Here is a 26,595-nt window from a genome sequence, read left to right as displayed (position 1 = left end):
GGCGACAGGCTGGTCGCATGACCACCTTCCTCATCCTCACAGCCGTCCTGGTCGTGGCCGTCGTCATCATCGCGATGGCCCTCGCCCCGCTCATCGCCGACCGCTCCTGAGGCCCAGCCCGTCAGCGGCGCAGCCGGACGCCCTTCGGAACCTGGTGGAACCCGGCCGCCAACAGCGCCGCCACGAAGGGATGCTCCGAGCCGAGCGAGGGCTGCCCGTCGACCTTCTCGACCGTGAGCGCGGCGAGGCGCCCGGTGCGGACGAGGTCGGCCAGCGCGGTGGCGGCACGGGTCGCCACGTCGGGGTCGGGGGGCAGCCAGGTGAGGGCCGTCCGGCCGCCCCGCTCGAGCCAGACCCTCAGCTGTCCGCCGTCGAGGACGACCAGGGCGCCGGCCTTGCGTCCGGGCTTGTGGTCGCCCGAGTTGGGCCACGGCAGGGCGGCGCCGAACGGGTTGGCCGGGTCGGACGCCGCGAGCACGAGCGTGGCGGCGTGCCTGGCCGACCCGCGGAGCCGGTCGATGGCCCCCGTGGTGGCGAACTGGGCGGCGCCCAGCCCCTCGACGAAGTAACCACGGCGCACGCGCCCCGCCTCCTCGGCGGCGCTCAACACCTTGTAGACCCCGGCGAACCCGCCCTCGATGCCCTCCGCCTGGACCGACCCGCGCGTGACCACGCCGTAGCGGTCGAGCAGCAGCTCCGAGGTGGTGACCAGGGCCTCGGTGGGGTCGACGCCCTCACTGGGGAACAGCGACCAGCGTCCCCCGAGGTCGCGCGGCGCGTCCAGCCGGGGGGCGCGGGGGAGGCGGGGGTGGCCGTAGCGCGTCCGGGGTGCGGCGGCGCGGACGCGGTGGGTGGTCGAGCCACCGCCGAGCCTGGCGCGCAGCGGGGCCAGGGTGTCGTTGGTGAGGTGGCCCTTCCAGACCAGGGACCACAGGGCCTCGCTCGCGCGCTGACCCGCGGTGGCGGCCGAGGTGCCGGCGGACTCCCCGAGCGTGGCGGCGAGGGCGGTGAAGAACAGGGCGCCGCCCGCGTGGAGCGTGGTGAGGATCGCAAGTTCGGTTTCGCCCTCGGGATCGGCCACGGCCGGGCCGGCCAGGTGGGCCAGGTCGGCCGGCCACAGGGACACCCAGCCATCGTTCCCGGCCAGCGATCCATGCCCGCGCCACACGACCTCACCGGCGGCGCAGAGCTCGTCCAGCAGGGCCGGGGCGTAGTCGCGGACGCGCGCCGGCAGGATCAACGACTCGACCGCTGAGGCCGGCAGGACCACGCCCGCGAGTTGTTCCACCGCGCGCAGGACGCCGTCGATGCCGCGGTAGGCGGGGCCTGTCCCCTTGCTGACGGTCGTGTTCCGGGTGGGTGCACTGCCGGTGGGTGAGCCCACCCCTTGCCAGGCCGGCAGGAACGTCGCGAAGTCCTCGGCGGGCACCGGCTCGACCTCGGCGCGCAGGGCCGCCACCGAGCGCCGGCGGATCACCCGCAGCACGCCCGGGTCGACGAACTCCCGGCCCGTCGCTCCCGGGGTGAACTCGCCCTCGACCAGGCGTCCGGCCTGCTGGAGCCGGCGCAGGCCGTCCAGCGCGACCGCCCGCCCGACGCCGAGCCACGCGGCGACGTCGTCCACCGCGAACGGCGTGTGGGTGCGGGCGTAGCGGACGAGCAGGTCGCCGAGCGGGTCCGAGACGGGCTCGGCGAACGCGAACGGAACCCCGGGAGGCAGGGCGACACCCAAGGCGTCGCGGAGGCGTCCGGCGTCCTCGATGGCGGCCCAGCGGTGCGTGTGCTGCATTTCCGGGTGGAGATTCCCCGAGGATCCTTGGGGTTCTTCCACCCGGAAATGCAGCACGGAGAGAATGCGGCCCGCTGCGCTGAGATCGGCCACCCAATCCGGGACGGCGTCCGGGGTGGCGGACCGCTCGGCCATGTCGGCCTCCGTCAGGGGGCCCAGGGTGCGCAGCAGGTCGGTGAGGTCGTCGGCGTCCCGGGCCTTGCGGCTCTCGGCCAGGTGCTGGAGTTCGGCGTGGGTGCGGGCCAGTGCGTCCGGGTCGAGGAGGTCGCGCAGGCTCATCCCCTCGGATGTGCCGAGCAACTCGGCCAACAGGTCCGGGTCGAGGGACAGCGCGGCGGCGCGCTTCTCGGCGAGCGGCTGGTCCCCCTCGTAGAGGTACTGGGCGACGTAGCCGAAGAGCAGGCTCTGGGCGAACGGGCTCGGACGAGGCGTGGTGACGTCGACGACCTGGACCTCGCGCGCCGTCACCCGCCGCAGGAGCGCGGCCAGGCCGGGCAGGTCGTACACGTCCTGCAGGACCTCGCGAACAGCCTCCAGCACGATCGGGAAGCTCGGGTAGTTGGACGCCACCTCCAGCAGCGCCGCCGAGCGCTGGCGCTGCTGCCACAAGGCCTGACGATGCCCCGGACGCCGGTTCGGCAGCAGCAGGGCCCGACCCGCGCACTCCCGGAACCGGGACGCGAACAGCGCCGAGCCGCCCACCTGCTCGGTGACGAGCGCCGTGACCTCGTCGGGGTCGGGGAGGAGGTGCTCGAGCAGGTCGGCGAAGGGTTGCTCGCTGCTGCCGCTGCCGTGGTCGCCCCGCGCGCCGTCCGAGAAGTCGTCGAACCCCAAGTCTGGAAGTCGCAGGACGATGCCGTCGTCGGCGTGCATGGCCTGGACGTCCACCCCGTAGCGCTCGCGGAGCCGCGTGCCGATCGCGAGGGCCCACGGGGCGTGGACGCGTGCGCCGTACGGGGAGTGGATCACGATCCGCCAGTCGCCCAGCTCGTCCATGAACCGCTCGACCACCACCTGCCGGTCGTTCGGGACCGTGCCCGTCGCCTGCCGCTGTTCGGCCAGGTAGGTGATGAGGTTCTGGGTGGCGAGGGGGTCCAAGCCGGCGGACGCCAGGCGCGGGCCCGCGGCGTCCGGGTCGAGGGCGGAGACCTCGCGGACGAACCCGCCCAGCGCCTCGCCCAACTCGGCGGGGCGTCCGATCGTGTCGCCCTTCCAGAAGGGGAGGCGTCCGGGCTGGCCCGGCGCGGGGGAGACCAGGACCTGGTCGTGGGTGATGTCCTCGATGCGCCACGTGCTGGTGCCGAGCGTGATCGTGTCGCCGACGCGCGACTCGTAGACCATCTCCTCGTCGAGCTCGCCGACGCGGCGTCCGGGGCCGTCGCCGGCGATGAAGACGCCGAACAGCCCGCGGTTGGGGATCGTGCCGCCGTTGGTGACGGCGATGCGCTGGGCGCCGCGGCGCCCGGTGAGGGTGCCGGTGACGCGGTCCCAGACGAGGCGGGGACGCAGCTCGGCGAACTCCTCGGCGGGGTAGCGGCCGGCGAGCATGTCGAGCGTCGCCTCGAGGACGCCGCGGGTGAGCGTCGCGTACGGGGCCGCCTTGCGGACGGTGGCGAGGAGGTCGTCGACGGTCCAGTCGTCGAGGGCGACCATGGCCACGACCTGCTGGGCGAGCACGTCGAGGGGGTTCGCGGGGACGCCCAGTGCCTCGATCGCCCCGGACCTCATCCGCTCGACGATCACGCTCGTCGCGACGAGGTCGCCGCGGTACTTGGGGAAGAACACGCCGCGGCTGGTCGCGCCCACTTGGTGCCCAGCGCGTCCGACCCTTTGCAGGCCGGACGCCACGGACGGAGGTGCCTCGACCTGCACCACGAGGTCGACGGCGCCCATGTCGATGCCGAGTTCGAGGCTCGAGGTGGCGACGACGGCGGGGAGGAGGCCCGCCTTGAGCGCCTCCTCGGTCTGCTGGCGCTGGTCGTGCGAGACCGACCCGTGGTGGGCGCGCGCGATCACGGCGTCGGCGCCGGCGGACTGCCCGGACTGGGCCATCACCTCGGCCGGAACCCGCGTCGGCCCCGGCACCGGATCGCCCGCACGCTCCTGGGCGATCTCGTTGAGCCGGGTCGTGAGCCGCTCGGCCAGGCGGCGTGAGTTCGCGAACACCAGCGTGGAGCGGTGCTGCTCGACGAGGTCGACGATGCGCTCCTCGACGTGCGGCCAGATGGACGGCGTCTGCGCGCCCTGCTCCGGATCCGGCGCGCCGGGCTGGGTGCCGAGCGCGGCCATGTCCTCGACCGGGACGACGACCTGCAGATCCCACTTCTTCTCGCTCGGCGGCTGCACGGTCGTCACCGGACGCCCACCCGCGAGGAAGCGTGCCACCTCTTCGATCGGGCGGACCGTCGCCGACAGGCCGATGCGCTGGGCGGGCCGCTCGAGCAGGGCGTCGAGGCGTTCGAGCGTGAGGGCCAGGTGCGCGCCGCGCTTGGTGCCGGCCACGGCGTGCACCTCGTCGAGGATCACGGTCTCGACGCCGCGCAGGGCCTCCCGCGCTTGTGAGGTGAGGAGCAGGTACAGCGACTCCGGCGTTGTGATCAGGATGTCGTCGGGCGCCTTCGCGAAGCGCCGCCGGGCGTCCGCGGGCGTGTCACCCGACCGGACGCCGACGCTCACCTGCGGGCGCGGCAGGCCGAGGCGGTCGGCGGCGTGGCCGATGCCGACGAGCGGGGAGCGGAGGTTGCGTTCCACGTCGACGGCCAGCGCCTTCAGCGGCGAGACGTACAGGACCCGGCAGCGCTTGAGCGGCTCCTCGGGCGGCGGGGACGTCGTGAGCCGGTCGATCGCCCACAGGAACGCCGACAGCGTCTTGCCCGACCCCGTCGGCGCGACGACGAGCGTGTGCTGCCCCGAACTGATGGACGCCCACGCCCCGGCCTGGGCGTGGGTGGGCGCGGTGAAGCTGCTGGAGAACCAGGCCCGCGTGGCGGGTGAGAAGGGCTCCAGGGCGTCGGCGCCGGGTCCGGTGGTCATCGTGGGACCACTGTGCCACCCGGCGCCGACAAACTGGTCAGAAGGTGGCGGTGTCCGGGTTCGACCCGACCCGGTTACCGGCGTCCAGCGCGTCGATGAGGGCCATGGCGTCGGTGTCCAGCTCGAAGTCGAAGACGGCCAGGTTCTCGGCGATGCGCGAGGGCGTGACCGACTTCGGCAGCACCACGAAGCCGTGCTGCAGGTGCCAGCGGATGATCACCTGCGCCACCGACTTGCCGAGATCACCGGCGAGGGCCGCGAGCTCGGCGTTGCCCAGGTCGGCGCCGGAGCCGAGCGGGCTCCACGACTCGACCGTGATGCCCCGCGCGGCGAGCTCCGTCCGGAGTGGGACCTGCGCGAACGTCGGGTGCAGCTCGACCTGGTTGATCACGGGCACCTCGCCCGAGATGGCGTCCAGGTGCGCGACGTGGAAGTTGCTGACGCCGATGCTCGTCGTCAGGCCCTCGGCCTTGAACTCCTGCAGGGCGTCCCACGCCTCGATGTAGCTGTCACCGTAGGCGACGGTCGCCGGCCAGTGGATGAGCAGCAGGTCGACGCGGTCCAGTCCGAGCTTCTCGAGGCTGGACTCCATGGCGGCCCGGGCCTCCGCCTTGTGGTGGCGGTCGTTCCACAGCTTGGTGGTCACGTAGACCTCGTCGCGCGGCAGCCCGGCGGACGCCAGCGCGCGACCCACGCCGGCCTCGTTGCCGTAGATCTGGGCGGTGTCGATGTGGCGGTACCCCACCTCCAGGGCGTGCAGGACGGCCGGTGTCACGTCGGCGTCCGGGACCTGCCACGTGCCGAACCCGAGCTGGGGGATCGCCGTGCCGTCGCTGAGCTTGATGGAGGGAATTGTCGTCATGCCCCCATCTTTCCACGGCGGGAGTGGCCCTCATTCGTTCAGCAGGCCGTGCGCGGTGGGGTCGGCGTCGCTCCCGGGCCGGGTCCACCCGTTCGTCCGGCCGAGGTCGGGCCAGCGGCGTCCGTTCATGCGGACGCACGTGGCGAGCAGGTGCTGCGCCAAATCCGTCAGCGTGATGTTGGGGTACTCGCCGCAGGCGGACACCTCGCGGACGGTGGCCATGTAGACGGCGCAGCGGGCGGGGTGGTCGAGTTCGTCCCAGTCCGCGCCAGGGCTCGGCGCCTGGCCGCCCGCTTCGCGGTACCCCTCCTCGAACGCCCGCCAACTCACGTCGTCGAGCAACCCCGCTCCCCACAGCCCGGCGGGACGGCCCAGGTCCCAGGCCGCGGAGCCGAACCCGAAGGTCCCGGGTTGGAGGAGGACCCAGGTCGGGGTCCCGTCGAGACGCCCGACCGAGCGCAGGTGGACCGCCCCGTGCACCAGCACCGGACGCGCCGCCGTCGGCCATGTGCGCAACAGGGTTCGGCCCAGTTCGCGCAGGATGTCCGTGCCGCCGCCGGGGTGCAGGGCGTCCGCCGCGATGACGGACGCCGTGAGCGCGGCCCGGCCCCCGTGTTCGGGCAGGGCGGACGCCGTGGGCACCGGGCAGGCCTGCAGCCGAGCCACCAGCCCCCCGATCTCGCGCCAGGGGATCGGACTGCTCTCGGAGGCGAGGTGGGTGCGGGGCTCGAGGATCAGGTGCCGGCCGTCCGGGGCCGCGAGCGGGGCGGTCGTGAGGGGAGTGGCGAAGAGGGCGCGGACCGGTCCGGACGACACGGCCCTCAGGCGGGCGGCGAGGTCGTCCGTGCGCGTCCCCGAGGGGAGCTTCGTGACGACGATGTCGTCCACCACGTGCCGCATGGAGCAACACTACGGCGTCGAGGCCGTCACGCGTGGGGGAGCGTGTGGGCCGTTGTCCACAGGTTTGTTCACAGCTGGGGAAAACTACAGCGGTGTAACTCGAGACCCCCTCCTCGGGCTTTGGATTGACTCCGGCGTTGCCCGGTGTCGCAGGACTGCCCGAGTTGGCGGACTGGCTTGTGGCCCAGGTCAAGGAACTCGTGGTTGACCGGCGTTTCGCGCTCCTGGGGAACTCACGCTGCGGGTCGCTCGTCCGGCACGTGCGCGCGGCATTCCCGGACCAGGTCATGGGGCTCGCGTTGCTGGCGCCGGTCGTGGAGCCCGACGCCGCCCGTCGAGCGCTGCTGCCCTTTGCCGTGTTCGAGCGCGACGAGCAGCTGCTGGCCTCCCTGCCCGGTGATGACCGGGCGGACCTCATCGAGATGGCGGTCCGACAGACGCGCGAGACGTGGAATCTGTTTCGGCAGTCCGCGCTACCTGGAATTCGTGCCGCGAGCACCGATGCGATGGCACGTCCGGGCGAACGCTACTTCCTGTTGGACCACCCGGACGAGTTGGCTGGCGCCTTCACCGGACCAGCACTGGTCGTCGCCGGACGTCAGGACCATTTGTCGGTTACGAGGACCAACTCGACCTGGTTCGTCGGTACCCGGCCGCCACCTACGCAGCACTGGACAGGCCGGCCACAACGTGCAGTTCGACTGTCCAGCCGCAGTCTCGGCGCTGCTCGCGCAGTGGGCAAGAGACCTACCACGCTGACGCACTTTCGTGCCGCATGATTCGCGTTCGATCGTGCCGATTGGCGTGGCTCACTCAACTGCCCATGGGCGGACGTCCACGCCAGCGGTCGTGACTGCACGGAGCATTGGCGTCCAATGACGCCGATGACAGCCATTCCGAGGGTGCCAAGAGCAGGCCCGGCACCGAAGACTCCGACTCGGACCCTGAACTGAGAGCCCAATGTTCACGCTTGGGCCCGACGCGTGTCTGCGCGGAGAGCGCGTCCCCTAGAGTGCTGTGCCAGTGGGGCGCCGCGCTCCTCGGACAGCGATGAGGTGAAACGTGGCTATCCGCCACAAGGAGGGGTGCATGTCAACTATCGGAGACGAGTCATGGATCGCGGATCAGCCAGAACTCGAGGATTCCCCCGACGCGGAAGCTGAGAGCCAGGAAGAGCGGTCAAGTGACGCCTCTGGAGCGCCAGTCAATCCCGAACGCCCAGCAGAGGCAATCGACCCGGACGCAAGCCTTTTTGCTGGGGAGCGAATCGACTTCAACACCCAGTCGAGCGGCATCAGCCTTCTCAGCGATGACCAGATCAGCGAAAAGTATGCGGCAGGCGAGGTTCGTATCGTGACTGAGCAGGCACGATACCCACTCAATACCATTGCCCAAATGGTGCAGAGTTCCGATTATGAGTTGAACCCGGAGTTCCAGCGACGGCACCGCTGGGCGCCAGACAAGCAGTCCCGATTGATCGAATCCTTCATTATGAACGTCCCTGTACCGCCAATCTTTCTCTACGAGGACGAGTATTCGCACTATGAGGTCATGGATGGACTGCAGCGACTGACCGCCATAGCGTCGTTCTACAATAACGATTTGGAACTCATCGGGCTGACAGAGTGGCGCGAGCTTGAGGGTCGCAGATACCGCGATCTGCCCTCCCAAGTGCGCCGCGGCATCGACCGGCGCTACCTGTCGTCGATCATCCTGCTTAGGGAGACGGCGAAATCTCCAGAGGAAGCCCAGCGGCTGAAGCAGCTTGTTTTCGAAAGGATCAACAGCGGGGGTGAGCGCCTAAAAGAGCAAGAAACCCGCAACGCAATCTACAACGGTCCGCTGAATCGACTGTGTATCGAGTTGTCTCGAAATCCGCACCTCTGCCTGCTTTGGGGCATCCCGGCTCCCACGGAACTCGAGGAGCGGGGCGAGGTGCCGCCTGAGTTGGAGTCGAACCGCTATTACAGCACGATGTTCGATGTTGAGCTCGTGCTTCGCTTCTTCGCGCACCGGCAGCGGAAGCGGATTGGCGGGGGGGCTCTTCGGTCATTCCTGGATGCATACTTGAAGCAGGGGAACCTCTTTACCCGCGAGACCTTGCTTTCCCTAAAGGGGCTCTTTGAAGAAACTATTGAGCTTGTACATGATGTCCTCGGTACGGAGGCGTTCTGGCTCTGGCGGTATCGCCACGGACACTGGGGTTGGCTCGAAAGACCCACGACCACGGCCTACGACGCTTTCATGTTCGTGTTCAGTCGGCACCTAGATGACGCCGATCAACTGCGTGCCGCATCTCAGCAGATGCGCGCGGCCGTTCCGAGCTTCTACGAGCGACACGTCGAGAGCTTCGACGCGCGAATGACCAACATGACCAATTTGCGGGAACGGGATGCCCTGGTGGAAGGCCTGGTAGCCAGCGTCCTTCAGCACGGGGCATACATCGATCGACCATGAGGGCAGAGTTGGTCCGGTTCCTTCGAGGAGTTGATCTTGCTCGAAGTGAACTGTCGCTGATGGAAGCGGTGGCAGATGCAACGCGCGTGAGCCTGGGTGTCCCTGATCCGAGCAATGAGGTCGAGGCTTCGCTGAGGAAAATTCAGGCAGCAGCGCCCGACGTGACAGAACTGCAGCGTTCCGGGTATAGCAGAGCGATTGTTGCCCTATACGGCGTACTTGAGAGGTACGTCGAAGAGCTGGCGAGGGACACCGTGGAGCGTTTTGGGCTGATTGCGCACTCATATGACGAGTTACCCGAAGCACTCTTGCGCCACCACACCCCGCTCACGCTCGAGGTGCTCAACGCCATAAGTGCTGGCCGGTATAGTGGGGATCTCTTGGAGCGAGATCTGGTGGTAGGGCTACAATTTGTGTTGGAGAAGTACTCTCCCCCTCGGCTCAACTCAGGGGTCTATTCGAGTCACTCGTCCAACGTCAGGGCGGATACGATCAGACAGATGTTTGAGAGGCTTGGGGTGAGTTTAGTCGGTCTTGCTCGTGACCAAGGATTAGCTGACCTGATGGCAACGCGCTTCCCAGGTGAAGGAAACACCTTCTTTGTGCTGGATGATCTCGCTCAGCGGCGCAACGAGGTAGCTCACGGAGCGGATTTCGAGATCTTATCGTTCGAAATACTTCGGGCCTATGCCGATGTGTGTGGCGAATACGGAAAGGCCCTTGCACAGCAGGTAGCCTCTGCCCTTACTCATTCTGCAGTGAGGTGGCGAGGCACCGAGCTCGGCCGACCAAGCAAGGTCTTCAAAGACGGTCTCGTCATTGGGTATACACAACTCGGTGAGCCGGTTGAAAGCGGCGACGTCCTCGCGGTCTTGAGTGGTTCTGGGAGCGCCCCCGAGCCGTCCGTGGTTGCTCGTGGTCGCTGGCCGGTCCGGATCGGGGAAGACCACCCTGGCCAAGGGGCTTGCCTCCACCACGCGCGCTTGCTACCTACGGATCGACGCGGTCGAGACCGCCCTGGGCCGCTTTCGCAACGATGTCGGGGCAGATGGGTACGCAGTCGTCCACGAGCTCGCTGCTTCCAATCTCTTGCTCGGGAGCAACGTCATCGTCGACGCAGTGAACCCGGTTCCCGAAGCCCGCGCCGGTTGGAGGTCCACCGCGCAGGCGGTCGGAGCGACACTCATCGTCATCGAGACGTCGTTGACGGATGAGGCCGAACACCGACGGAGGGTCGAGAACCGCACGCCCGACATCCCAGGCCACCGCGTTCCGACGTGGCAAGACGTCCAGCACGACGGATGGGTGCCCTGGGACGTCGAGCGCGACGGTGCTCGGACCCTCATCGCCACCGCGGACGACTCTGCAGCACTCAGCACCGCATCGATGCTGGTCCAGGAAAGGTAGTGCACGCACCTGCCGCTGACGTCGGATGGCCGCTCGGGCTGGCGTTGGAGAGCTGGACTCGTCGACGGAGGGAGGGCAAGCTCCCGTTCGGTCGGCTCGCGCCGACCTCCAGCTACGGGCAGGTCGATCGGGTGTCCGGGTGAGCGTCGAGACGGGCCGGTTTCTGGGGAGAGGGTCAGGTTCGGCTGGTGGTTAGCTGTCCGACCAGTTCCACCACCTCGAACTGTGTGGTCGCCGGTTCCCCCTGCGGCCTGATGCCACTGTCCTGCAGGGTGGCATGGACAGCGGGGTGGATGACGTCCTCGACCGCACGGGCGTAGGCCTGAGCGGATTCCCACACGTCGACGTAACGGAGCCCACCCTCGGGCCGGCGCAGGACCAGGTGCACGAGCTGGCCGTCAGGCGGTTGGTCGCCGATCTTCTCGCTGATCTGGCGGTACACCGCGTCCTCGATCGGGACGTCCTGGATGAACGCGTACATCTCTGCCTCCTCAGTTTTGACCCGAAGGTATATCGGACCAATTCATGTAGGCTAGGGCCCGTGGCCAGCCCCGTCAAGAGCCGTCGCGCCTACACCTCCGAGCTCCGCGAGGAGCAAGCCCGCCGCACCCGGGCCGCCGTCCTCCGGGCTGCCGGCACGCTGTTCGCCACGAAGGGCTACCACGCGACCACCATGTCGGCAGTCGCACGCGAGGCCGGGGTGGCTCTTGACACCGTCTACGCGGCCGTCGGGTCGAAGCCGCTGCTCCTGCGCACACTCATCGAGACCGCCGTGTCAGGAGCCGAGGGACCGCTGCCACCCGAGCAGCGCGCCTGGGTGCAGCAGATCGAGGCCGCCCCCACGGCCCGCGAGAAGCTCAACCTCTACGCCCGCACCGTCCGGGAGATCCACGACCGAATGGGCTCGTTGCTCGTCGTCCTGAGGGACGCGGCGGAGCGCTCCGAGGAGCTCGCCGAGCTCGCCACCACACTGCGGACCCGCCGGGCCCGCAACATGCGGCGCTTCGCCAAGGAGGTCGCGTCCACGGGGGAACTGCGGTCAGGGCTCACCGTCGAGGAGATGGCTGACGTCGTCTGGGCCACGAACTCCGCCGAGTTCTACCACCTCCTCGTTGAGGAACGAGGATGGACGCCGGACCGATACGAGGCATGGCTGGCCGACTCCTGGGCACGGTTGTTTATCGCCTCCAACGAGGATACGGACACCGGGCGTAGCCCAATATCTTCCTGAAACGCTCGCCACCCCTCCGCCCTGTCAAACAGCCGGCGGGTACGTCATTTCGCCGCAGTTGCCGGGGCCGCCGACGCCCTCATCTGCCGCGACGTCTGCAATTGCGGCACCGCACGGAGATGGTCGCACTCCGGATGTCGGGGTGCCTCCAGCCGGTGCGCGTGGGCCCCCGAGTGGTCACGCGACCACCCGTGATGACCAGTCGAATCGGGTCTGAGACGATGACACTTGGGCCATTCGTCAGGGAAGGGGCTTGTTGTGGGATCCGAGGACTTCAACGTTCGCAGGCAGTTCGACGTCCGGAAGGACGACGGCAGCGAGTGGCTGATGCAGTACACCGAGAAGGGCGTGCAGTGGGTCCGCAAGCCCGTGAACGATGCAGAGAGGTCTCCTACAAGGGGTGACGCACCCTGGGCTGGGGCGGTGAACCGCCCGAGCGCCCCCGTCTCGGTCCAGGCAGTCCTGGACGCAGGCGCGCAGCTCGGACAGGTCTGGGAGATGAGGCAGCAGCGACTCCTCCAGCAGGCGTTCTACGAGGACCGCCGACTGCAATGGCTGGACGAGATGATCGGGCGCTGGGGCCGCGTTCACGAGGCAGGGGACGGGCTCGACTTCGGCGTGTCCGAGTACCTTGCGCGCGAGGCGCGGCAGACGATGCTGGCGTTGGTGGCGAACCGAAAGTGGGCGTTGCCTCAGTCGACGCTGCACGACCTCTCGCTGATCATCGACGTCTTCCGTACGACGCGCGAGCAGCTGCTCAAGCAGTTCAAGGCCTTCGAGTCCGACCAGGGCCTGGGGCTGACGGCCCTGATCGAGACGGCTTTGCCTGAGCGGACGCTCAACATGGCCTTGGTCAGGCAGCTCGCCGCCGATCCCCGCGCAGAGTGGGAACGCCTCGTGCAGGAGAAAGCGACGGCGGAGTTCGACGTCGAGCTGCGGCACGTCCTTCGCTCCTCTGAGGCGTTCTTCGACAGGCTCTTCTCCTCGACTGCGGTCGCCACGGTGTCGGCGCAGGCCCAACCCGGGTTACCCGAGCTGGCCCACAGATTCTTCGCGGACCTCATAGCGCGACTTCCAAACCCAGAGGAGACGGACTGGAAGGGCGACGCCTGGCAGCGTCGCGACGCGTTCCGGGAATTGCTGCTGCTCCCCGCGGAGGTCGAACGCGTGCGCACATTGACCTCTGCGTGGCTGGCGGTGACCGCCATCGTCGAGCAGGCCACGCCGCGCGAGCTGACTGTGGCAGTAGGCGGTCCAACGGTGCGGCTCGCCCTTGAGGGCCCGCCCACCAACGTCGACGACGCCACGCCCGACCCGGCCACGACCTCAGCCGCCCATCAAGAACGCATCCGCTAAGGCTGCACCTGGGCCACCGCTCGTCGACATGACGGTATGCGCACCCTGCCGACAATGACAGAATCCGCAGACCTGGCGATCGCCCAGTCCTTCCGCTATGGCGGGACCTTGGTCAGAGAAGCAAACGCCCGGATCCGCTCGGAGGGCGACCACGATCGCGGGACCACGCTGCTGCTGGCTTCTGGTCCAAGTCAGTTAGGGCAGTATGGGTTCGTGAGCGAACTGGCTGGTCGGGCCGAGCGGATCGGTGCCTTCCTCGTCGGTCATGCCCTTGGTGCAAAGGCCATCAAGTTCGACGATGTCGGCCGCCAATCCGCTGTGGATTTCCTGCTTGAGTGGCCGGACGGTCGGCAGGGTGCACTTGAGGTCACTCTCGTCACTCAGCCGGAGTCGGCAGCGTGGCAAGGGATGGCGGCCAAGGAGGGCTGGCGATGGCCGGCACCTTCTGGGTGGGATTTTCGTCTCGCTGGGTCTGACATGCCATATCAGCGAACGCGTGGCGCGGTGCTACGAGCGGTTGCTCTGTGTGAACAATGGGGTGTCGACGGACCTCATCAGCTCTCCGCGGAGGTGCTCGCTCGCGAACGCGAGGTTGACTGGGTGACTGGGGTCGGCGATCTCCGCCGATCATCATTCGCGACGCCCGGCGTGATCCTGCTGCCTGAGATTCGAGCCGAGTTCGTCGAGGCATCGACGTCGGACTTCACCACTGTGGTTGAGGGGTGGCTCCACTTGCCGCACATGCCCCGTCACATCGAGAAAGTGAGGGCGGCGGCCACTGTTGCCGAGCGGCACCTCTTCCTCGTGCCTGTCGATGAGGTCTTACCCGCCCGGTTCTTCACCAACGACTTTCCCGTCCCAATTCGGAGTCCCGAGGGCTTCCATGGGCTGGATGGGGTCTGGGTCTGGTCCAACTACTGGCACCAGTTCCTGTCTTGGCGAGCCGGAACCTGGCAGTGGCTCGACTTTCCGGCAAAGGACCACACCGAGCGCATGAACTAACGCTCGCACATGCCGCGGCTGGTGCTTGCGGGTCGGACCGTGGCCAGGCCGGCGCATACAGTCGACGACAGCGCCGGACGGCGAACCGATGTCCCGGGAAAGAGCAAGGCATGACCCCAGCAATGAACTCCACGCGGCGCCTGAGCGCGAGGGCCGTCGCGCTCATCGGAACGGGGGCGGTGGTTGCTTACGCGCTGCTCGCCGCGGTCCAGATCCTCGTGTGGAATCCGCAGGCTGCAGTCCCCGGCGTCGGTCTCGACCAGATACACGCGGACGTGGCCGCGACTGGCGAATCCATGGCTGCCGGGATGGTCATTGCCTTCCTGGCGGTCGGGCCCCTGCTGGCGATCGCGCTGCTAGTCGGCGCCTGGAGGCGGCCCGAGGGGCGGGCCAGTGTGGTGGGGGTCCCGTTCCTGGTTCTGCTGGCTTTGGGAGCCCCAGCCTATTTCTGGGCGAACTTCGGTCCGGGCATGGCCTTGGCCGACACGTTCTTCGTTAGTGGGGGTGATCATTCACCGTGGTCTGCCCCGTTGTACGTGACGAGCGGCCTCGCTGTCCTTGCCCTCGTTGGGCACGTGGTGTGGAACCGCTCGAGCCGTCAGTAGGAACCCAGAAGGGCGGGGTGAGAACGTCCGCTTCTGGCTCCCTTCTGTGTCAAGAGGGTGACTCGGCCCTGTTTCGGGTTCCTCCGCTGGGGATTGTGTGCCGGTGCTCGGCGCGGTCAAGATCGTTCCTCCGGTGGGGGGCTGCATCTTGACCGCGCCTGCGCTCCGGCGAGTGGGCAGCGGTGAGGAACCGGCGGCGCTGTGAGCATGCCGGTAAGGGCTGGCGAGGCGTTCGCGGGCTAGACGGTGGCGGGTTGGGGTGTCCTACGCTGGCGGGTGACGGGTCCGGGAAGTGACTGATCCGAAGAGCCGGTGTGGGGGATGGGAGCCGGCCACGCTGGATGTCAGTGTCGTTCCCCGGTGTCCTCCCGGGCCTGTCGCCTGCATCGTGACGTAGTCGGTGAGCATGGTGCGGTAGACGATGTCGGACAGCCGCCGTTTGAGGCAGCGCATCGCCTCGTTGGACGTCTTGCCCTCGGCGACCCTGCGGTCGTAGTAGGAGCGGCCCTCGGTCGGGTTCCGCAGCTGCACGGTGGCCATGATGTGCAGCACCATGTTGATCTGCCGGTTCCCGCCGCGAGACAGCCGGTGGTGCTTGTGGTCGCCGGAGGACACGTCAATGGGGGCGGTTCCGGTCCAGGAGGCAAAGTGGCCTCGGTCGGGGAAGCGGGTGATGTCGCCTACCTCGACCAGGAGCCTTGCGGCGCCGGTCGGGCCGATGCCGTGCAGCCCGAGCAGCTTGGTCCCGGTCGTCTTGAGTTGGGCAAGGAGTTCCTTGTCGGCAGCCTTCTTGCGTTGGTAGATCCGCTCCAGGTCTTCTGTCAGTTCGAAGGCGACGCGGTGCAGGGTCTGCTGGACGATCCCGGCGGGGGTCACGGCGGCGAGCAGTCGTCGGGCTTGGGCTGCGGACAGGTCCTTCTTCGCGCCACCGGGGATGAGTTCCAGCAGAAGCTGGTGCAGTTGGCAGATCTTGGTGACGTGTTCCTCCCCGATCCGACGGCGTCGGTCGACCAGCAGCCGTAGGACCTCGAGTTGGGCGTTCGACACCACCGGGTGCAGGCCGGCGATCCGGACCCCGACCAGGGCGATGGAGTGGGCGTCGGTGTCGTCGGTCTTGCGGCCCTGTCCGGTGGCGAACATCCGCATCCTGGCCGACAGCTTCGCTGGCACGTCCACCACCGGTTCGTGGTCGGCGAGCAGACGCTGCGTGACGTGGCGGCCGATGCCTTCACAGCCCTCGACCGCCCACGTGTGGTGTGGCCACTGCCGGGCGAACCCGAGCATCTGCTGGTAGCCGTCGGTGTCAGTGGTGAACCGGGCGTGCCCGATCACCGTTTCATCGCCGGTCATGACTTCGATCGTGACGCTTCGCTTGTGTGGGTCCATGCCGATCACCACGACCGGCTGATTCATGCTCATCGTGTCCTCCCTTGCCGCGACCCTCGTGTGGGTTTCGGGAGGGCACCGCTTCTATCGGCAGAGCATTCCCTTCTTCAGCCTCTCCCGCCCCGGTCGGTGCCCGGGACAGCGCACGCCAAATGAGAGTCACACGCCGTAGCGAGGACAGCCGCAAGTCAGAGCGACCATCCCGGACACCTGAACCGAGCCTCGGCCAAGGCCCGATCTGAAGTCAATGGAACTAGAAGCCGCAGTTCGTACTTCTTCATCAGCGTCGCCGACTGTTCGGTGACCTTCAGCCATCGGCACGGTTGGCGGAGAGCTCACAGCCAGCCTGGCCGAGCATGGGGAGCGCATCGAGCGAGGGACGCAGTCGAATCTTCCGCGACGCTTCCCAAAGGCCCTCCGCCTTCAAAAGCGCCTTCAAGTCGTCGTGGCCCCGAACACGAGGGATCCCGTCACCATCGTTGACCAGCCTGATCTCGTCGCCCATCACGCCCCCGTCGGACCTGTCACCTTCGGGGTAGCCGCCGGAAGGTCCGGGCGACTCCGTGCGCGTGGGCGCTACCGGTTCGCCGGCCGTGCGCCCGCGGCCTCTCAGTCGCTCCGCGGGCGTTACGCCAATGACGCAGGCGCTCAGCATGAGGGCTTCCGAGCACCTGTGCACTCGGCTCGATACCCTTGTGTCTGGGTATCTCACCAAGGAGAGTGGGTAGGAATGATCTTGCAGGTCCTTGTAATTATGGGTGGCCTAATAGGGGTTACGATTGGAGTCATTTTACACCAGGACGATCCAATGGCGGTCGGCTATGGGATCGTCGGTGGTTTTATAGGGATGCCTGTGGGGGCAGTGGTCGGCTTCCTCTTGCAGTCCGCGGCGGACAACGCCCGCAAGCGAGCCAGGGAAGACGAGGCGCGTCGCCAAAGCGAGCGCTATGAGCGCGCACACCGCGAGGAAATGCGCAGCGGTGCGGCTCGTTCGCTGCTATGGAACTCGGAACGAGCAGTCCAGCAGATGGAGTCACTCCCGGGTCTCATGTCGCAGGTGCGTCGATTCACCTCCGACGCCAAGCGGTACTACGATGACGGCGCCTTCTCTCCCTTCTGGTCAGCGATTGAACAGGCATTCGTGGCCTTGGCCTCGTATCGGCAGGCCGCGGAGGGGATCGCCAAGTGCGCCAAGGACCACAGTGGGTTCGTCGCCACACTGACCGACATGGGAGTTAACCCCGGTCCGCTGGTTCAGTTCCCTGTTTCCCTTGATGGAGCACGCGTTCAGCGAAGTGTCACAGATGCCCTCGAACCGTTGGAAGGAATGGTGTACGAAGCCCAGAAGGTGCCGGTGTTCGCGCAAATTTGGGAGCAGCGCCGCACAACTGCAGCGGTGATCGCAGGATTCGCGAACCTCGAACAGGCTGTTTACGGGATGGCGGGAGCGCTCACTTCTGCCCTCGGCGGGCTAGGGAACTCGCTACAGCAATCGAACCGCGACGTGATGATGTCGCTGGAGTCCGTCGCAGGAGCGATTTCCACGGCTAGCTCCGACCAGGTGGCTGCCGTCAAGCAACTCACATCCCGGGCGAATGCGATCCGCGACGAGGTTTATCTACAGGGACACGGCAGGTACCCGATCTTCTGAGTTGACTCGGTCAGCAGGGGCGCGCGCGCTTTCGGAACTTGGAGAATCGCCTGCAAGTTCGACCAGTCGCCAAACGCACTGTCATGCCGCCGGTCGCGCGGTCGATCGTGCTGCTTCACGGTGATCGCCCATCGCCTCAACACTCGTCCGAATCCATCAGCGGCGCGGGCCAAGAGGGCATCGGAGCCAGCCGAATCGTCGCCGAGGGGCGCGGGCGTCGGCTGTCTGACCACGACGCCTACGCGGCCGAGATCGCCCTCACCTGAACGCGCGCAACTGCCGCGGGGCGGGAGCACGATTGCGCTCCTGGCGCTGGTCGGGACTGAGGGATCGAACTAGCTGTGTGTGGTGTGTTCGCGTTGCGCGTGGTCGGGTGATTCGAGTTGGAAGGTGGAGTGCTCGACGCTCACGTCGAAGTGGTCGGCCACACACGCTTGGAGATCGCCCAGCATCTGGGCGGCGTGGCCGTCGGCGAAGCAGGCCTCCTCGACCACAACGTGGGCGGTGAGGACCGGCAGACCGGTGGCGATGGTGGAAGCGTGCAGGTCGTGCACCCCCACCACATGCGGAACCTCCAGGATGTGACGACGGACCTCTTCGAGGTTCAACCCCGGAGGAGTGGACTCCAGCAGGATGCTCCCCGCCTCCCGCAGGATGGTGATCGCCCGCGGCACGATCAGGGTCGCGATCAGCATGCCTGCGAGGGCGTCGATCCGGGTCCACCCTGTCAGCGCAATGACGACCGCGCTCACGATCACCGCCACCGATCCGAGGGCGTCGTTGACGACCTCAAGGAAGGCGGCGCGCATGTTGAGGTTCGCACCGCGGCCCGAGCTGAGTACCAGCATCGAGACGATGTTGCCGACCAGACCGACGACGCCGAACACCAGCAGCCCGCCGGCGGTGACCTCCGGGGGCGTCCACAGGCGCCGAACACCCTCGACGAACGCGTACACCCCGACCCCGAGCAGGACCGCGGCTTGGGCTCCAGCGGCCAGCACTTCGGAGCGCCGCCAACCCCAGGTGCGTTCGGGGGTGGGTGGACGAAGGGCGAGGTTTGCGGCGATGAGCGCCATCAGCAGGCCCGAGGCGTCGGTGAGCATGTGGCCGGCGTCGACCAACAGCGCCAGGCTGTTGGTCCACCACGCGCCGATGAGCTCGGCGACCAGGATGGTGGCAGTGATCCCGAACGCGATCGCCAACTTGCCCCGATGGGTGCCCTGCGGCGCGTGGTCGTGGCCCGTGCTCACGCTGTCGCTCCTTGCAGGGCGGGCCTGTCGGCCAATGCGGTGAGGGTGGGCAGGTGGGTGGTGCGACCCGCGCGGACACCGTTGGCGATCACGAACACCTCGGCCACCTCGTGAACCAGCACCACGGCCGCCAACCCCAGGACGCCGAAAAGGGCGAGCGGGATCAGGACCGCGATCAACGCGATCGACAGGACCACGTTCTGCAGCATGATCCGGCGCGTGTAGCGGGCGTGATCGAACGCGTGCGGCAGGAGGCGCAGGTCGTCGCCCATCAGGGCGACGTCGGCGGTTTCGATGGCGACGTCGGTGCCCATGGCGCCCATGGCCACGCCCAAGTCGGCGCTGGCCAACGCGGGGGCGTCGTTGACGCCATCGCCGACCATCGCCGTGACCTGGCCCCTTTCCCGCAGCCTGTGGATGATGGTCGACTTATCCTCGGGCCGCAGGTCGGCGTACACGTCAGTAATCCCGGCCTCGGCGGCGAGGGCTCGGGCGGTGGTGGGGTTGTCCCCGGTGAGCATCGCGACGGCGTAGCCGTGGGAGCGGAAGTGGGCGACGACATGGGCGGCTTCGGGGCGGAGTTCGTCGCGGACCGCGATCGCGCCGGTGGTCTGCCCGTCGACCTCGACGAGGACGGCGGTGGCCCCGGCTTGTTGCATCCGGTCGATGTCGCCGGCGAGTGGGCCTGCCTCGATCCAGCCGGGACGCCCCAACCTTAGGCTGTGCCCGTCCAGGGTGCCGGTCAGTCCGGCGCCGACGGCCGCCTGCACGTCGTCGGCGGTCGTGGTGGTTTCGGTGGCGGCGAGGATGGCCTTGGCGAGGGGGTGCTCGCTGCGTGCCTCAAGCGCGGCGGCCCAGGCGAGCACCTGCTCGCGGGTGTGCGGGCCGGTGGTTGTCACCTCGATGACGACGGGTTGGTTGCGGGTGAGGGTTCCGGTCTTGTCCAGGGCGACGGTGCGGACCTTGCCGAGGACCTCCATCGCGGCGCCACCCTTGACGAGGATGCCGCGCCGGCTGGCCGCCCCGATGGATGCCACGACGGTGACCGGCACCGAGATGGCCAGGGCGCAGGGGGACGCGGCGACCACCATGACCAGCGCTCGTTGCAGCCACAGGCCGGGGTCGCCCACGGCGAAGCCGGCGACCACAGTCAAGGCCGCCGCAAGCAGGATCCCCGGCACCAACGGTTTCGCGATCCTGTCGGCGAGCCGTTGGGTGGTCCCGCGCCGGGACGACTCGGCCTCGACGATGTGCACGATCCGGGCCAGCGAGTTGTTGTCCGCGGTCGAGGTCACCTCCACCTCGAGGATGCCGGTGCCGTTGATCGCACCGGCGTACACCTCGCTGGAAGGGCCGACCTCGATCGGCATGGATTCGCCGGTGATCGCGGACGTGTCCAGAGCGGTCCGGCCGGTGCGGATGACGCCATCGGTGGCGAGCCGCTCGCCCGGCTTGACGACCATCAGGTCGCCCACGACGAGCTCGTCGGGATCGACGACGACCTCCACACCGTCGCGCAGCACGGTGGCCTGACGCGGGACCAGGTCGAGCAGGGCGCGCAGGCTGTGCCGGGTCTTGGCCAGCGAGTAGTCCTCCAGGCCTTCGCTGAGGGAGAACAGGAACGCCAGGGTCGCTGCTTCCTCGACCTGGCCCAGGAGAGTCGCGCCCACGGCGCCGATGGTCATCAGTAGACCAACCCCCAGCTTGCCCTTGGCAAGTTTCTTCAACGCACCTGGTACGAACGTCGACCCGCCGACCAGCAACGCCACCCAGCTGAGGACGAGCCTGACCGTCTCCCATCCGGCCAGGCCGGTCAGGAAACCGGCCAGCAGCAGGGCGCCCGATGCCAACCCGAACTGGATGTCGCGCACCTGCCACAGGTGCTCCACCGCGTCGTCGTCGTCGCTAGGCGCCTTGGCAATGGGGGCGTCACACCCGCACGCCGACATGCCTTCCTCGCGCTCGTCGCCGTGCGGATCCTCCTGCCCGCTCACCGGTCCGCCCCGACCGTGGCATGTACTTTCAGCTCTTCCGGTGTGGGGTTCGTCGTGGTGCCCACCCCGTAGTTCGGACACAAGGCCACCCCCTGGCCGGTGGTAGCCAGCAGTCGCTCCGCTGCAGCCAATACCGCCAGCAACTCCGGTGCGCTCACCAGCGAGAAGACCGATGCCCGCCCTTGTGGACGCGACGCCACGAGCCCGCACTCCCGCAAGCACGCCAGGTGGGCACTCACCGTCGATTGCGCCAACCCCAGGTGCTCGGTCAAATCGCGGACTCGATGTTCTCCGAAGATCAAGTGCTGCAAGATGGCCAGCCGAGACGGGTCGGACAGGCTGTGGAACAAGGCAGCCGCGACCTGCAGGTCGCCACCATCGGGCGCACTCTCAGCGGCAGTCGGTATCGTCATGTGACGATAGTAGCGTCATGCATCGTTAGTGTCGCGTGGTGCTCAAGCGGGACTGGCTGCCCGTTCCGTCGAGCCAGGCTATGAGGCCCGTTGAGCGGTCCGGGCCCTCGCTGAGGCCTGCGGCGCTGTCGACCATTGGGGATACCGGCTGAACATGGCATCGACGTCGTCTGGGTCCAGCCTGAGGATGCGGCCGCAGCGGTACACGGGGAGGACGCCCTCGGCGATCCGGCGGCGGATGGTCTTCACGCTGACCCCGATGCGCGCAGCGGCCGTGGGCAACGACTCGTAGGTTCGCATGGTCATGGCGCTGTCCCTTTCTGGGCCCACGTGGGCCTCTAGGGACACAAGACCAGCTCGACGAACTCCTGGCCGCAGCCCCGGCTCGGTCTCCGATGACTCCCCAGGTCGCTTCCTGGGCGAGCGACGAGCAGTCATCCCTTGTGGGAGCGGGGTTGCGCGCACCGCGAGGCCTTAACGGCACCAAGGTCAAGGCCAGGCCGTTCTTGTGCCGGACGGCTGGCCCGGTGACCGTGCCCAACAACCGCCCTGTCGCTGGGCACGGCCTCACGCGAACGTCACGCCTTGTGAAGAAGGAGTTAGGCCGTTTGCGTCGGGGGGCAGGCGGCGTCCGTAGCCCAACTCGCACGCACCGGTTCCCGTTCGGTGATTGGAACTGCACCCGGCCGCCCGTCAACCTGCCGCAGTCGGGGATTGGGCGGAAGGTGTGGTGGCCTGGATGAGCGCCCGTAGGTCCGCGTGGAGCTTGGCGTTGTTGAGCGTCCAGCGCGTGAGGCGCCGTCGGCGGTCCCTGAGGGGAGGGTCGCCGCTGACGTAGCCGTGGTCTTCGAGTTCATGGAGATTGCGAACGATCGTGGTGCCGGCGACGGTTCCCTCCAGCGCAGCGACCAGGCCGGGGGTACTCAGGGTGCCGCCGTGCTCAGCCAGCGCGACGGCGATGGCGAGCTTGACGCGGTTCATGCCCATGCCGACCAACGCGTCCAACCCGACAGGGAGCGGGGCGTCGGAGTAGGCAGGCACGCGCCCATTGTTTCAGTGGTCCGCGGCAAGGGGAGACGAGACACGATCAGCAATCTATACCGCTAAACGGTGTAGATGTGGTAACGTTCGGAAGGGATGGGGCTCGAAATCCCCAAGATCGCCGAGATCCATGCTTAGTCTTCCCGTACAAGATTCCGCCCTGGAGAGCTTGGAGCCAGTCATGGCCGCTTCTGAGATTGGCCGCACCCGCACCACCGCGGCCCGGCGCCACGGGCGCCAGACGCACTCCGGAGCTTGGGTGCTGCCGCTAGGCGCCGAGCTGTTCGACGAGCGCTGTGAGTGCGCCGTCCACTTCGCCAAGCACTCCCGGCAGGACTGCCGGAGGGAACGTTGCTGCGTTGAGTGCGCTCTTTGGCGCTACCCCTCCTGGGATCGACTTCACACGCTCGGCGTACGCGAGGACGGCGTTGGCGACGGACGGGGTCTGCGCCAGCGACGTCGGGTCTACGCCGAGGGTGACGTACCGCGCCGCTTGCCAATGGCTCCCTTCGGAAAGCATCCACCCGATCGCGAGTGGTTGGCGGCGATCAGGTGTGTCGATGCGCAGCGCCGCTCCGCGTGAGCGCCACTTCACCTCAATGCCGAGGGTCTCGCACCGTGCGATGATGCTGCGAACCGCGTCGCGGTATGCGGGATCTCCGATGCTGGAGAGGTACTCGGCCTCCTCGACATCCTTCCTTGCGCCTTCTGTTGTTGATCGGGCAGCGTTCCAGCGTGCTGGTGCTGCAACGACCTGGGTGGCGTGTGCGATGAGCTCTGCGCCGGTCAGCTGGATCACCTCCACGAGGTAGAAGCGCCCGCGTCGCATGGTGGCGTTAAGGTAGTCGAGGCTGTTCTTCATCGAGTCGGTGAATCGCTGCGCGGCGATAACAAAGGCGAAATCGCCTGTTTGGAGCACCTCGGTGAGCCGTTCGAAGAGCGCCGTTCGATCATCACTGGTCAGGTCCCATGAGGTCCGCTCGATCGCCTCGGACAACGTTCGTGCACCGCGGAAGGCCGCGTCCACTCTCCCGCCGGCGAGATACCGTTGAACCACGCCGCGGTCGAAGTCCTCGACGCTGAGACGCCATAGATCCGAGCCATAGTCGATCGCCTGCGCCAAGGCATGGCGGAAATCAGGGTTCTGCGGGCCGGTCTTGAATTCGACAAGCACCAGGTCACCTGACCTCGCCAAACAAAGCAGATCGATATAGCCCGAGGCGAGACTCGTCTCCCTGCCCACCACCAAGAGATCCCCGTCGAGCCCGAGGTCGTCAGCCGGAATCAATTGGGGGCTCGTCTTCACTACCTCCTGGAGGTGGTGCTCGCTCGGCGCGGGCGCTTCAATCAGGTCGAACGACTGCTCAGAGCGCGTTACCAACACACGACGCGGCATCGGGCCTCCCTCTCGACCGCACTCTATCGGCAGCTCCTCCGGAGGCATCCAAGTCACAGCGACGGCCACTTGCCCGCTCCGAACGACCGCTTCTGCCGCAGGGTGCGTGAGGGTAGTCTGTCGGCTCCGGTTCCCGAGCGCACGACCGACTTTGCCGCGACCGGCGGGTTCGCTCCTGCCGATGAGCGTGACATCCCTCAGGTGGCTCCACAAGGGGACGTTGTTGGCGGTCGTGCGTGACTCCGACCACTGAACGCCTCGGTGTTCGCTCGGGAGATTGGCGCTACTTAGATTCCCCCAAGAGGGGCGCCTTCAGGTTTGCCCCGGTGGGGTTGGCACCTTCGAAGTCTGCGCCCCCGAGGCCCACGCCGAAGGTTACAGACCCGTTCGCCGTTGGCGAAGACTGTAACCGGGCGTCGACGCGGCCATGAAGCATCTGAGGAAGCAGCGTGCACAGCGAAGATGGCCCCCACCTGAACCCTCGCAAACATGCCGCTCAAGATGACTTCGCCTTCTGTGGGTGCAGGGTTCCGTCAGGCCGCATTCATACCTTGCCCAACCGCCACGGCGTCTCTTCTCGTGAGTAAGCGTCATTCTGACGCCCGAACCATCGCGCCAACGAGTACCGACCGCGCTGCTGGTCGCCGTGCTGGCCCGAGTCCTTTTGCCACTCGAAGGCAGTGACGTGCCAGTCCATAGTCCAAGGCAGAGCCTCCGCAATGCGATCACTGGGTTCGTCGAGCGACTCCACTCCGAGCAGCAGGTGCGACTCGCTGCCGATCCAATACAGCAGTGACGCATAACCCGAGTTCCGCAGTTGGTGGGCATTCGGGCGGGTCTGAGCGAGCATCGATGCTTGTCAACGCGATTCGGTGGTCCCGGAACGGCTGAAAACGGTGGGCACACGAATTGTCGTGTCGGGCTTGTGTTCACCGCGGCGGACGCGGTGGAGTGGTGGGCATGTACTTGCGGACCACGCAACGACGGAACAAGGACGGCAGCATCGTCCGGTACGTGCAGGTGGCGCACAACCGGAAGGTCGACGGCGTCACCCAGGCTGAGGTCCTGTTGAACCTGGGCCGGGAGGATCGCCTGGACCGGGACGGCCTGACCCGGCTGGTGGCCTCGATCAACCGGTACCTGGGCGAACCCGCCCCCGCAGCGTTGCCCGGCGACGCCGCACACTGGGTCGGTGACCACCTCCGGGTGGCGGAGTCCCGTCCGATGGGGACGGTGTACCTGTTGGATGGGTTGTGGCGGATGCTCGGCGTGGATGATGCCCTGCGGAAGGCGCTCGGCCCGCGGAAATTCACCACCGATGTGGAGCGGGTGTTGTTCGCGTTGGTGGCGAACCGGGCGATCGATCCGATGTCGAAGCTGTCGGCCGCGGAGTGGGCCTCCCACGACGCGGCGATCCCCGGCCTCACCTCGATGGATGACGATCAGGCGTACCGGGCGATGGACGTCCTCATCGAAGCCGACGCTCAAGCGAAGGTGCAGGAGGCGGTGTTCTTCGCGGTGGCGAACCTGCTCAACCTCGAAGTCGACGTGCTCCTGTTCGACACGACCAGCACCTATTTCGAACGCGACACCGAAGAGACCGGCGACGCCGCGTTCCGGCTGTACGGCCATTCGAAGGACCACCGCAAGGACCTGCCCCAGATCGTCATCGGTCTCGCGGTCACGAAGGAAGGCATCCCGGTGCGGTGTTGGTGCTGGCCCGGCAACACCACCGACGTCACCGTCCTGCCCGAAGTCAAGGACAGCATGCGGGACTGGCGCCTGGGCCGGGTGGTCACCGTCGTCGACCGCGGCTTCTCCTCCGAAGCCAACCTGCAGTATCTGAAACGGGCGGGTGGGCACTACATCGCCGGGGAACGGATGCGCGACGGCAGCCCGCTGGTGGAAGCCGCGTTGTCGCGGCAGGGCCGCTACTCCCAGGTCCGCGACAACCTGCGCGTCAAGGAAGTCAGACTCGACGCCGCCCCGGACCGCCGGTGGGTGATCTGCCACAACCCGTCCGAAGCCGAACGGGACAAGACCCAACGCGACACCGCCCTCGACCACATCCGAGCCGAGTTGGAGCGAATCAAGGCACTCCGCGAACGAGCCGCGAAGACCCCTGCGAAGCCGGCTGGGAAGGCCACGGTCAAGGCGGACGACAAGCCCGTGGAGCCGGCGCATGTGAAGGCCGAGTGTGCCCTGCGCGACCATCCCGCCTACGGCCGCTGGGTCCGCCAACAACCCTCCGGCCGGTTGGTCATCGACCGGGCGAAGGTGACCGCGGAGGAACGCCTCGACGGCAAGTACCTGCTGTCGACCTCCGACCCCGACCTGACCCCCGAGGACATCGCCCTGGGCTACAAGAACCTCCTCGAGGCCGAACGCGGCTTCCGCGACCTGAAGTCCACGCTGGAACTCCGGCCGGTTCATCACCATCTGGAACCCCGAATCCGCGCCCACGTCCTGCTGTGCTGGCTCGCCCTGCTGCTGATCCGGGTCGCCGAACGGTCCACCGACCTGACGTGGCGGCGGATCGCGATCGAGCTCGGCCGCGTCCACGCCGTCACCCTCACCGGGAGTGCCGGCAGCGTCGTCCACGTCACCCCGCTCAACACCACCCAAACCGGCATTCTCGCCGCCTGCAAGGTCACCCCACCCCCCACCGTCACCACCCTCACCCCAGCCTGACAAGGCAAAACGGCGCTTCTGGTGACCTGCGGACGCGTGGGCACACGACCCCACGCACCCAAACCACGCGTTCGACCTAGTCAACCCGCCAATTCAGGCGATTCATCTGCCCACCAACTGCGGAACCCGGG

At 67.5% G+C, this 26,595-nt stretch carries 21 protein-coding genes and 1 pseudogene; 10 read left to right on the top strand and 12 right to left on the bottom strand.

Translation table 11 applies throughout. The annotated features are described in order from the left end of the window. Positions 1–121: 121 nt before the first annotated feature. From AC5YDV_RS11280 to AC5YDV_RS11270, 3 genes are read right to left on the bottom strand one after another with little or no spacing between them, the layout of a single operon-like run. Positions 122–4,822 carry an ATP-dependent helicase gene (locus AC5YDV_RS11280; RefSeq protein ID WP_496183423.1) on the bottom strand — a complete coding sequence of 1,567 codons (4,701 nt, stop codon included), beginning with the start codon at positions 4,820–4,822 and terminating at the stop codon, positions 122–124. Positions 4,823–4,859: 37 nt separating this feature from the next. Continuing rightward, positions 4,860–5,684: an aldo/keto reductase gene (locus tag AC5YDV_RS11275; protein ID WP_496183422.1), complete on the bottom strand. Its 825-nt coding sequence runs from the start codon at positions 5,682–5,684 to the stop codon at positions 4,860–4,862. 30 nt (positions 5,685–5,714) lie between these two features. Next, positions 5,715–6,584, bottom strand: a complete 870-nt coding sequence (locus AC5YDV_RS11270; protein ID WP_496183421.1) for a phosphotransferase family protein — start codon at positions 6,582–6,584, stop codon at positions 5,715–5,717. 179 nt (positions 6,585–6,763) lie between these two features. Here AC5YDV_RS11270 and AC5YDV_RS11265 point away from each other — a divergent pair, with 179 nt between their 5' ends. From AC5YDV_RS11265 to AC5YDV_RS11250, 4 genes and pseudogenes are all read left to right on the top strand, one after another. Further along, positions 6,764–7,363: an alpha/beta hydrolase family protein gene (locus tag AC5YDV_RS11265; protein ID WP_496183420.1), complete on the top strand. Its 600-nt coding sequence runs from the start codon at positions 6,764–6,766 to the stop codon at positions 7,361–7,363. A 310-nt stretch (positions 7,364–7,673) separates the two neighbouring features. Then, the gene (locus AC5YDV_RS11260; protein ID WP_496183419.1) at positions 7,674–9,041 is read left to right on the top strand and encodes a DUF262 domain-containing protein; all 1,368 of its coding nucleotides are present in this window, start codon (positions 7,674–7,676) and stop codon (positions 9,039–9,041) included. After that, positions 9,038–9,763, top strand: a pseudogene (locus AC5YDV_RS11255) (HEPN domain-containing protein); the annotation flags it as partial. The gene AC5YDV_RS11260 and the pseudogene AC5YDV_RS11255, both read left to right, overlap by 4 nt. A gap of 193 nt (positions 9,764–9,956) precedes the next feature. Next, the gene (locus AC5YDV_RS11250) at positions 9,957–10,448 is read left to right on the top strand and encodes a P-loop nucleotide/nucleoside kinase family protein (protein WP_496183418.1); all 492 of its coding nucleotides are present in this window, start codon (positions 9,957–9,959) and stop codon (positions 10,446–10,448) included. Positions 10,449–10,623: 175 nt separating this feature from the next. On the opposite strand, the gene AC5YDV_RS11245 is transcribed toward AC5YDV_RS11250, so the two are convergent. After that, positions 10,624–10,929, bottom strand: a complete 306-nt coding sequence (locus tag AC5YDV_RS11245) for a hypothetical protein (RefSeq protein WP_496183417.1) — start codon at positions 10,927–10,929, stop codon at positions 10,624–10,626. A gap of 60 nt (positions 10,930–10,989) precedes the next feature. Here AC5YDV_RS11245 and AC5YDV_RS11240 point away from each other — a divergent pair, with 60 nt between their 5' ends. The 4 genes from AC5YDV_RS11240 (at position 10,990) to AC5YDV_RS11225 (ending at position 14,642) form a co-directional block, all read left to right on the top strand. Then, entirely contained in the window at positions 10,990–11,679 is a 690-nt protein-coding gene (locus tag AC5YDV_RS11240; RefSeq protein WP_496183416.1) for a TetR/AcrR family transcriptional regulator, read from the top strand. A 258-nt stretch (positions 11,680–11,937) separates the two neighbouring features. Beyond that, positions 11,938–13,035 (top strand): hypothetical protein, encoded by a 1,098-nt coding sequence (locus AC5YDV_RS11235; RefSeq protein WP_496183415.1) that lies wholly within the window; start codon positions 11,938–11,940, stop codon positions 13,033–13,035. A 36-nt stretch (positions 13,036–13,071) separates the two neighbouring features. Then, positions 13,072–14,037, top strand: a complete 966-nt coding sequence (locus AC5YDV_RS11230; protein WP_496192492.1) for a hypothetical protein — start codon at positions 13,072–13,074, stop codon at positions 14,035–14,037. Between the two features lie 110 nt (positions 14,038–14,147). Next, a complete protein-coding gene (locus AC5YDV_RS11225) occupies positions 14,148–14,642 on the top strand; it encodes a hypothetical protein (RefSeq protein ID WP_496183413.1) in 495 nt (164 codons plus the stop codon). A 264-nt stretch (positions 14,643–14,906) separates the two neighbouring features. On the opposite strand, the gene AC5YDV_RS11220 is transcribed toward AC5YDV_RS11225, so the two are convergent. After that, the gene (locus tag AC5YDV_RS11220; protein WP_496183501.1) at positions 14,907–16,028 is read right to left on the bottom strand and encodes an IS110 family RNA-guided transposase; all 1,122 of its coding nucleotides are present in this window, start codon (positions 16,026–16,028) and stop codon (positions 14,907–14,909) included. A 307-nt stretch (positions 16,029–16,335) separates the two neighbouring features. Further along, positions 16,336–16,533, bottom strand: a complete 198-nt coding sequence (locus tag AC5YDV_RS11215; RefSeq protein ID WP_496183412.1) for a hypothetical protein — start codon at positions 16,531–16,533, stop codon at positions 16,336–16,338. 225 nt (positions 16,534–16,758) lie between these two features. Here AC5YDV_RS11215 and AC5YDV_RS11210 point away from each other — a divergent pair, with 225 nt between their 5' ends. Beyond that, positions 16,759–17,679 (top strand): hypothetical protein, encoded by a 921-nt coding sequence (locus tag AC5YDV_RS11210; RefSeq protein WP_496183411.1) that lies wholly within the window; start codon positions 16,759–16,761, stop codon positions 17,677–17,679. Positions 17,680–18,014: 335 nt separating this feature from the next. Here the strand turns inward: AC5YDV_RS11210 and AC5YDV_RS11205 are convergent, their stop codons facing one another. The 6 genes from AC5YDV_RS11205 to AC5YDV_RS11180 form a co-directional block, all read right to left on the bottom strand. Beyond that, on the bottom strand, positions 18,015–18,929 hold the full coding sequence (locus tag AC5YDV_RS11205) for a cation diffusion facilitator family transporter (protein WP_496183410.1): 915 nt from the start codon (positions 18,927–18,929) through the stop codon (positions 18,015–18,017). Next, positions 18,926–20,878: a heavy metal translocating P-type ATPase gene (locus tag AC5YDV_RS11200; RefSeq protein WP_496183500.1), complete on the bottom strand. Its 1,953-nt coding sequence runs from the start codon at positions 20,876–20,878 to the stop codon at positions 18,926–18,928. Before AC5YDV_RS11200 ends, AC5YDV_RS11205 begins: the two co-directional genes overlap by 4 nt. Positions 20,879–20,919: 41 nt before the next feature. Further along, a complete protein-coding gene (locus AC5YDV_RS11195; RefSeq protein ID WP_496183409.1) occupies positions 20,920–21,336 on the bottom strand; it encodes an ArsR/SmtB family transcription factor in 417 nt (138 codons plus the stop codon). A gap of 78 nt (positions 21,337–21,414) precedes the next feature. Beyond that, a complete protein-coding gene (locus AC5YDV_RS11190) occupies positions 21,415–21,642 on the bottom strand; it encodes a helix-turn-helix domain-containing protein (protein ID WP_166233250.1) in 228 nt (75 codons plus the stop codon). Positions 21,643–22,029: 387 nt separating this feature from the next. Then, complete coding sequence (locus tag AC5YDV_RS11185; protein WP_166233249.1) at positions 22,030–22,377, bottom strand: hypothetical protein; 348 nt, start codon at positions 22,375–22,377, stop codon at positions 22,030–22,032. Positions 22,378–22,645: 268 nt separating this feature from the next. After that, complete coding sequence (locus tag AC5YDV_RS11180) at positions 22,646–23,773, bottom strand: PDDEXK family nuclease (RefSeq protein ID WP_188334773.1); 1,128 nt, start codon at positions 23,771–23,773, stop codon at positions 22,646–22,648. A gap of 960 nt (positions 23,774–24,733) precedes the next feature. Here AC5YDV_RS11180 and AC5YDV_RS11175 point away from each other — a divergent pair. Then, a complete protein-coding gene (locus AC5YDV_RS11175; protein ID WP_496182193.1) occupies positions 24,734–26,464 on the top strand; it encodes an IS1634 family transposase in 1,731 nt (576 codons plus the stop codon). Positions 26,465–26,595 lie beyond the last annotated feature (131 nt).

The sequence above is a fragment of the Propioniciclava sp. LT432 genome, from assembly GCF_059515965.1.
Note: the sequence above shows the minus strand (reverse complement) of the source record. Positions and strands in the feature narration are given on the sequence as shown.

Coding starts and splice junctions, on each gene's coding strand:
- AC5YDV_RS11280 (WP_496183423.1), bottom strand. CDS start 4,822: ATGACCACCGGACCCGGCGCCGACGCCCTGGAGCCCTTCTCACCCGCC.
- AC5YDV_RS11275 (WP_496183422.1), bottom strand. CDS start 5,684: ATGACGACAATTCCCTCCATCAAGCTCAGCGACGGCACGGCGATCCCC.
- AC5YDV_RS11270 (WP_496183421.1), bottom strand. CDS start 6,584: ATGCGGCACGTGGTGGACGACATCGTCGTCACGAAGCTCCCCTCGGGG.
- AC5YDV_RS11260 (WP_496183419.1), top strand. CDS start 7,674: ATGTCAACTATCGGAGACGAGTCATGGATCGCGGATCAGCCAGAACTC.
- AC5YDV_RS11245 (WP_496183417.1), bottom strand. CDS start 10,929: ATGTACGCGTTCATCCAGGACGTCCCGATCGAGGACGCGGTGTACCGC.
- AC5YDV_RS11230 (WP_496192492.1), top strand. CDS start 13,072: ATGCGCACCCTGCCGACAATGACAGAATCCGCAGACCTGGCGATCGCC.
- AC5YDV_RS11225 (WP_496183413.1), top strand. CDS start 14,148: ATGACCCCAGCAATGAACTCCACGCGGCGCCTGAGCGCGAGGGCCGTC.
- AC5YDV_RS11220 (WP_496183501.1), bottom strand. CDS start 16,028: ATGGACCCACACAAGCGAAGCGTCACGATCGAAGTCATGACCGGCGAT.
- AC5YDV_RS11215 (WP_496183412.1), bottom strand. CDS start 16,533: ATGGGCGACGAGATCAGGCTGGTCAACGATGGTGACGGGATCCCTCGT.
- AC5YDV_RS11210 (WP_496183411.1), top strand. CDS start 16,759: ATGATCTTGCAGGTCCTTGTAATTATGGGTGGCCTAATAGGGGTTACG.
- AC5YDV_RS11200 (WP_496183500.1), bottom strand. CDS start 20,878: ATGTCGGCGTGCGGGTGTGACGCCCCCATTGCCAAGGCGCCTAGCGAC.
- AC5YDV_RS11195 (WP_496183409.1), bottom strand. CDS start 21,336: ATGACGATACCGACTGCCGCTGAGAGTGCGCCCGATGGTGGCGACCTG.
- AC5YDV_RS11190 (WP_166233250.1), bottom strand. CDS start 21,642: ATGACCATGCGAACCTACGAGTCGTTGCCCACGGCCGCTGCGCGCATC.
- AC5YDV_RS11180 (WP_188334773.1), bottom strand. CDS start 23,773: ATGCCGCGTCGTGTGTTGGTAACGCGCTCTGAGCAGTCGTTCGACCTG.
- AC5YDV_RS11175 (WP_496182193.1), top strand. CDS start 24,734: ATGTACTTGCGGACCACGCAACGACGGAACAAGGACGGCAGCATCGTC.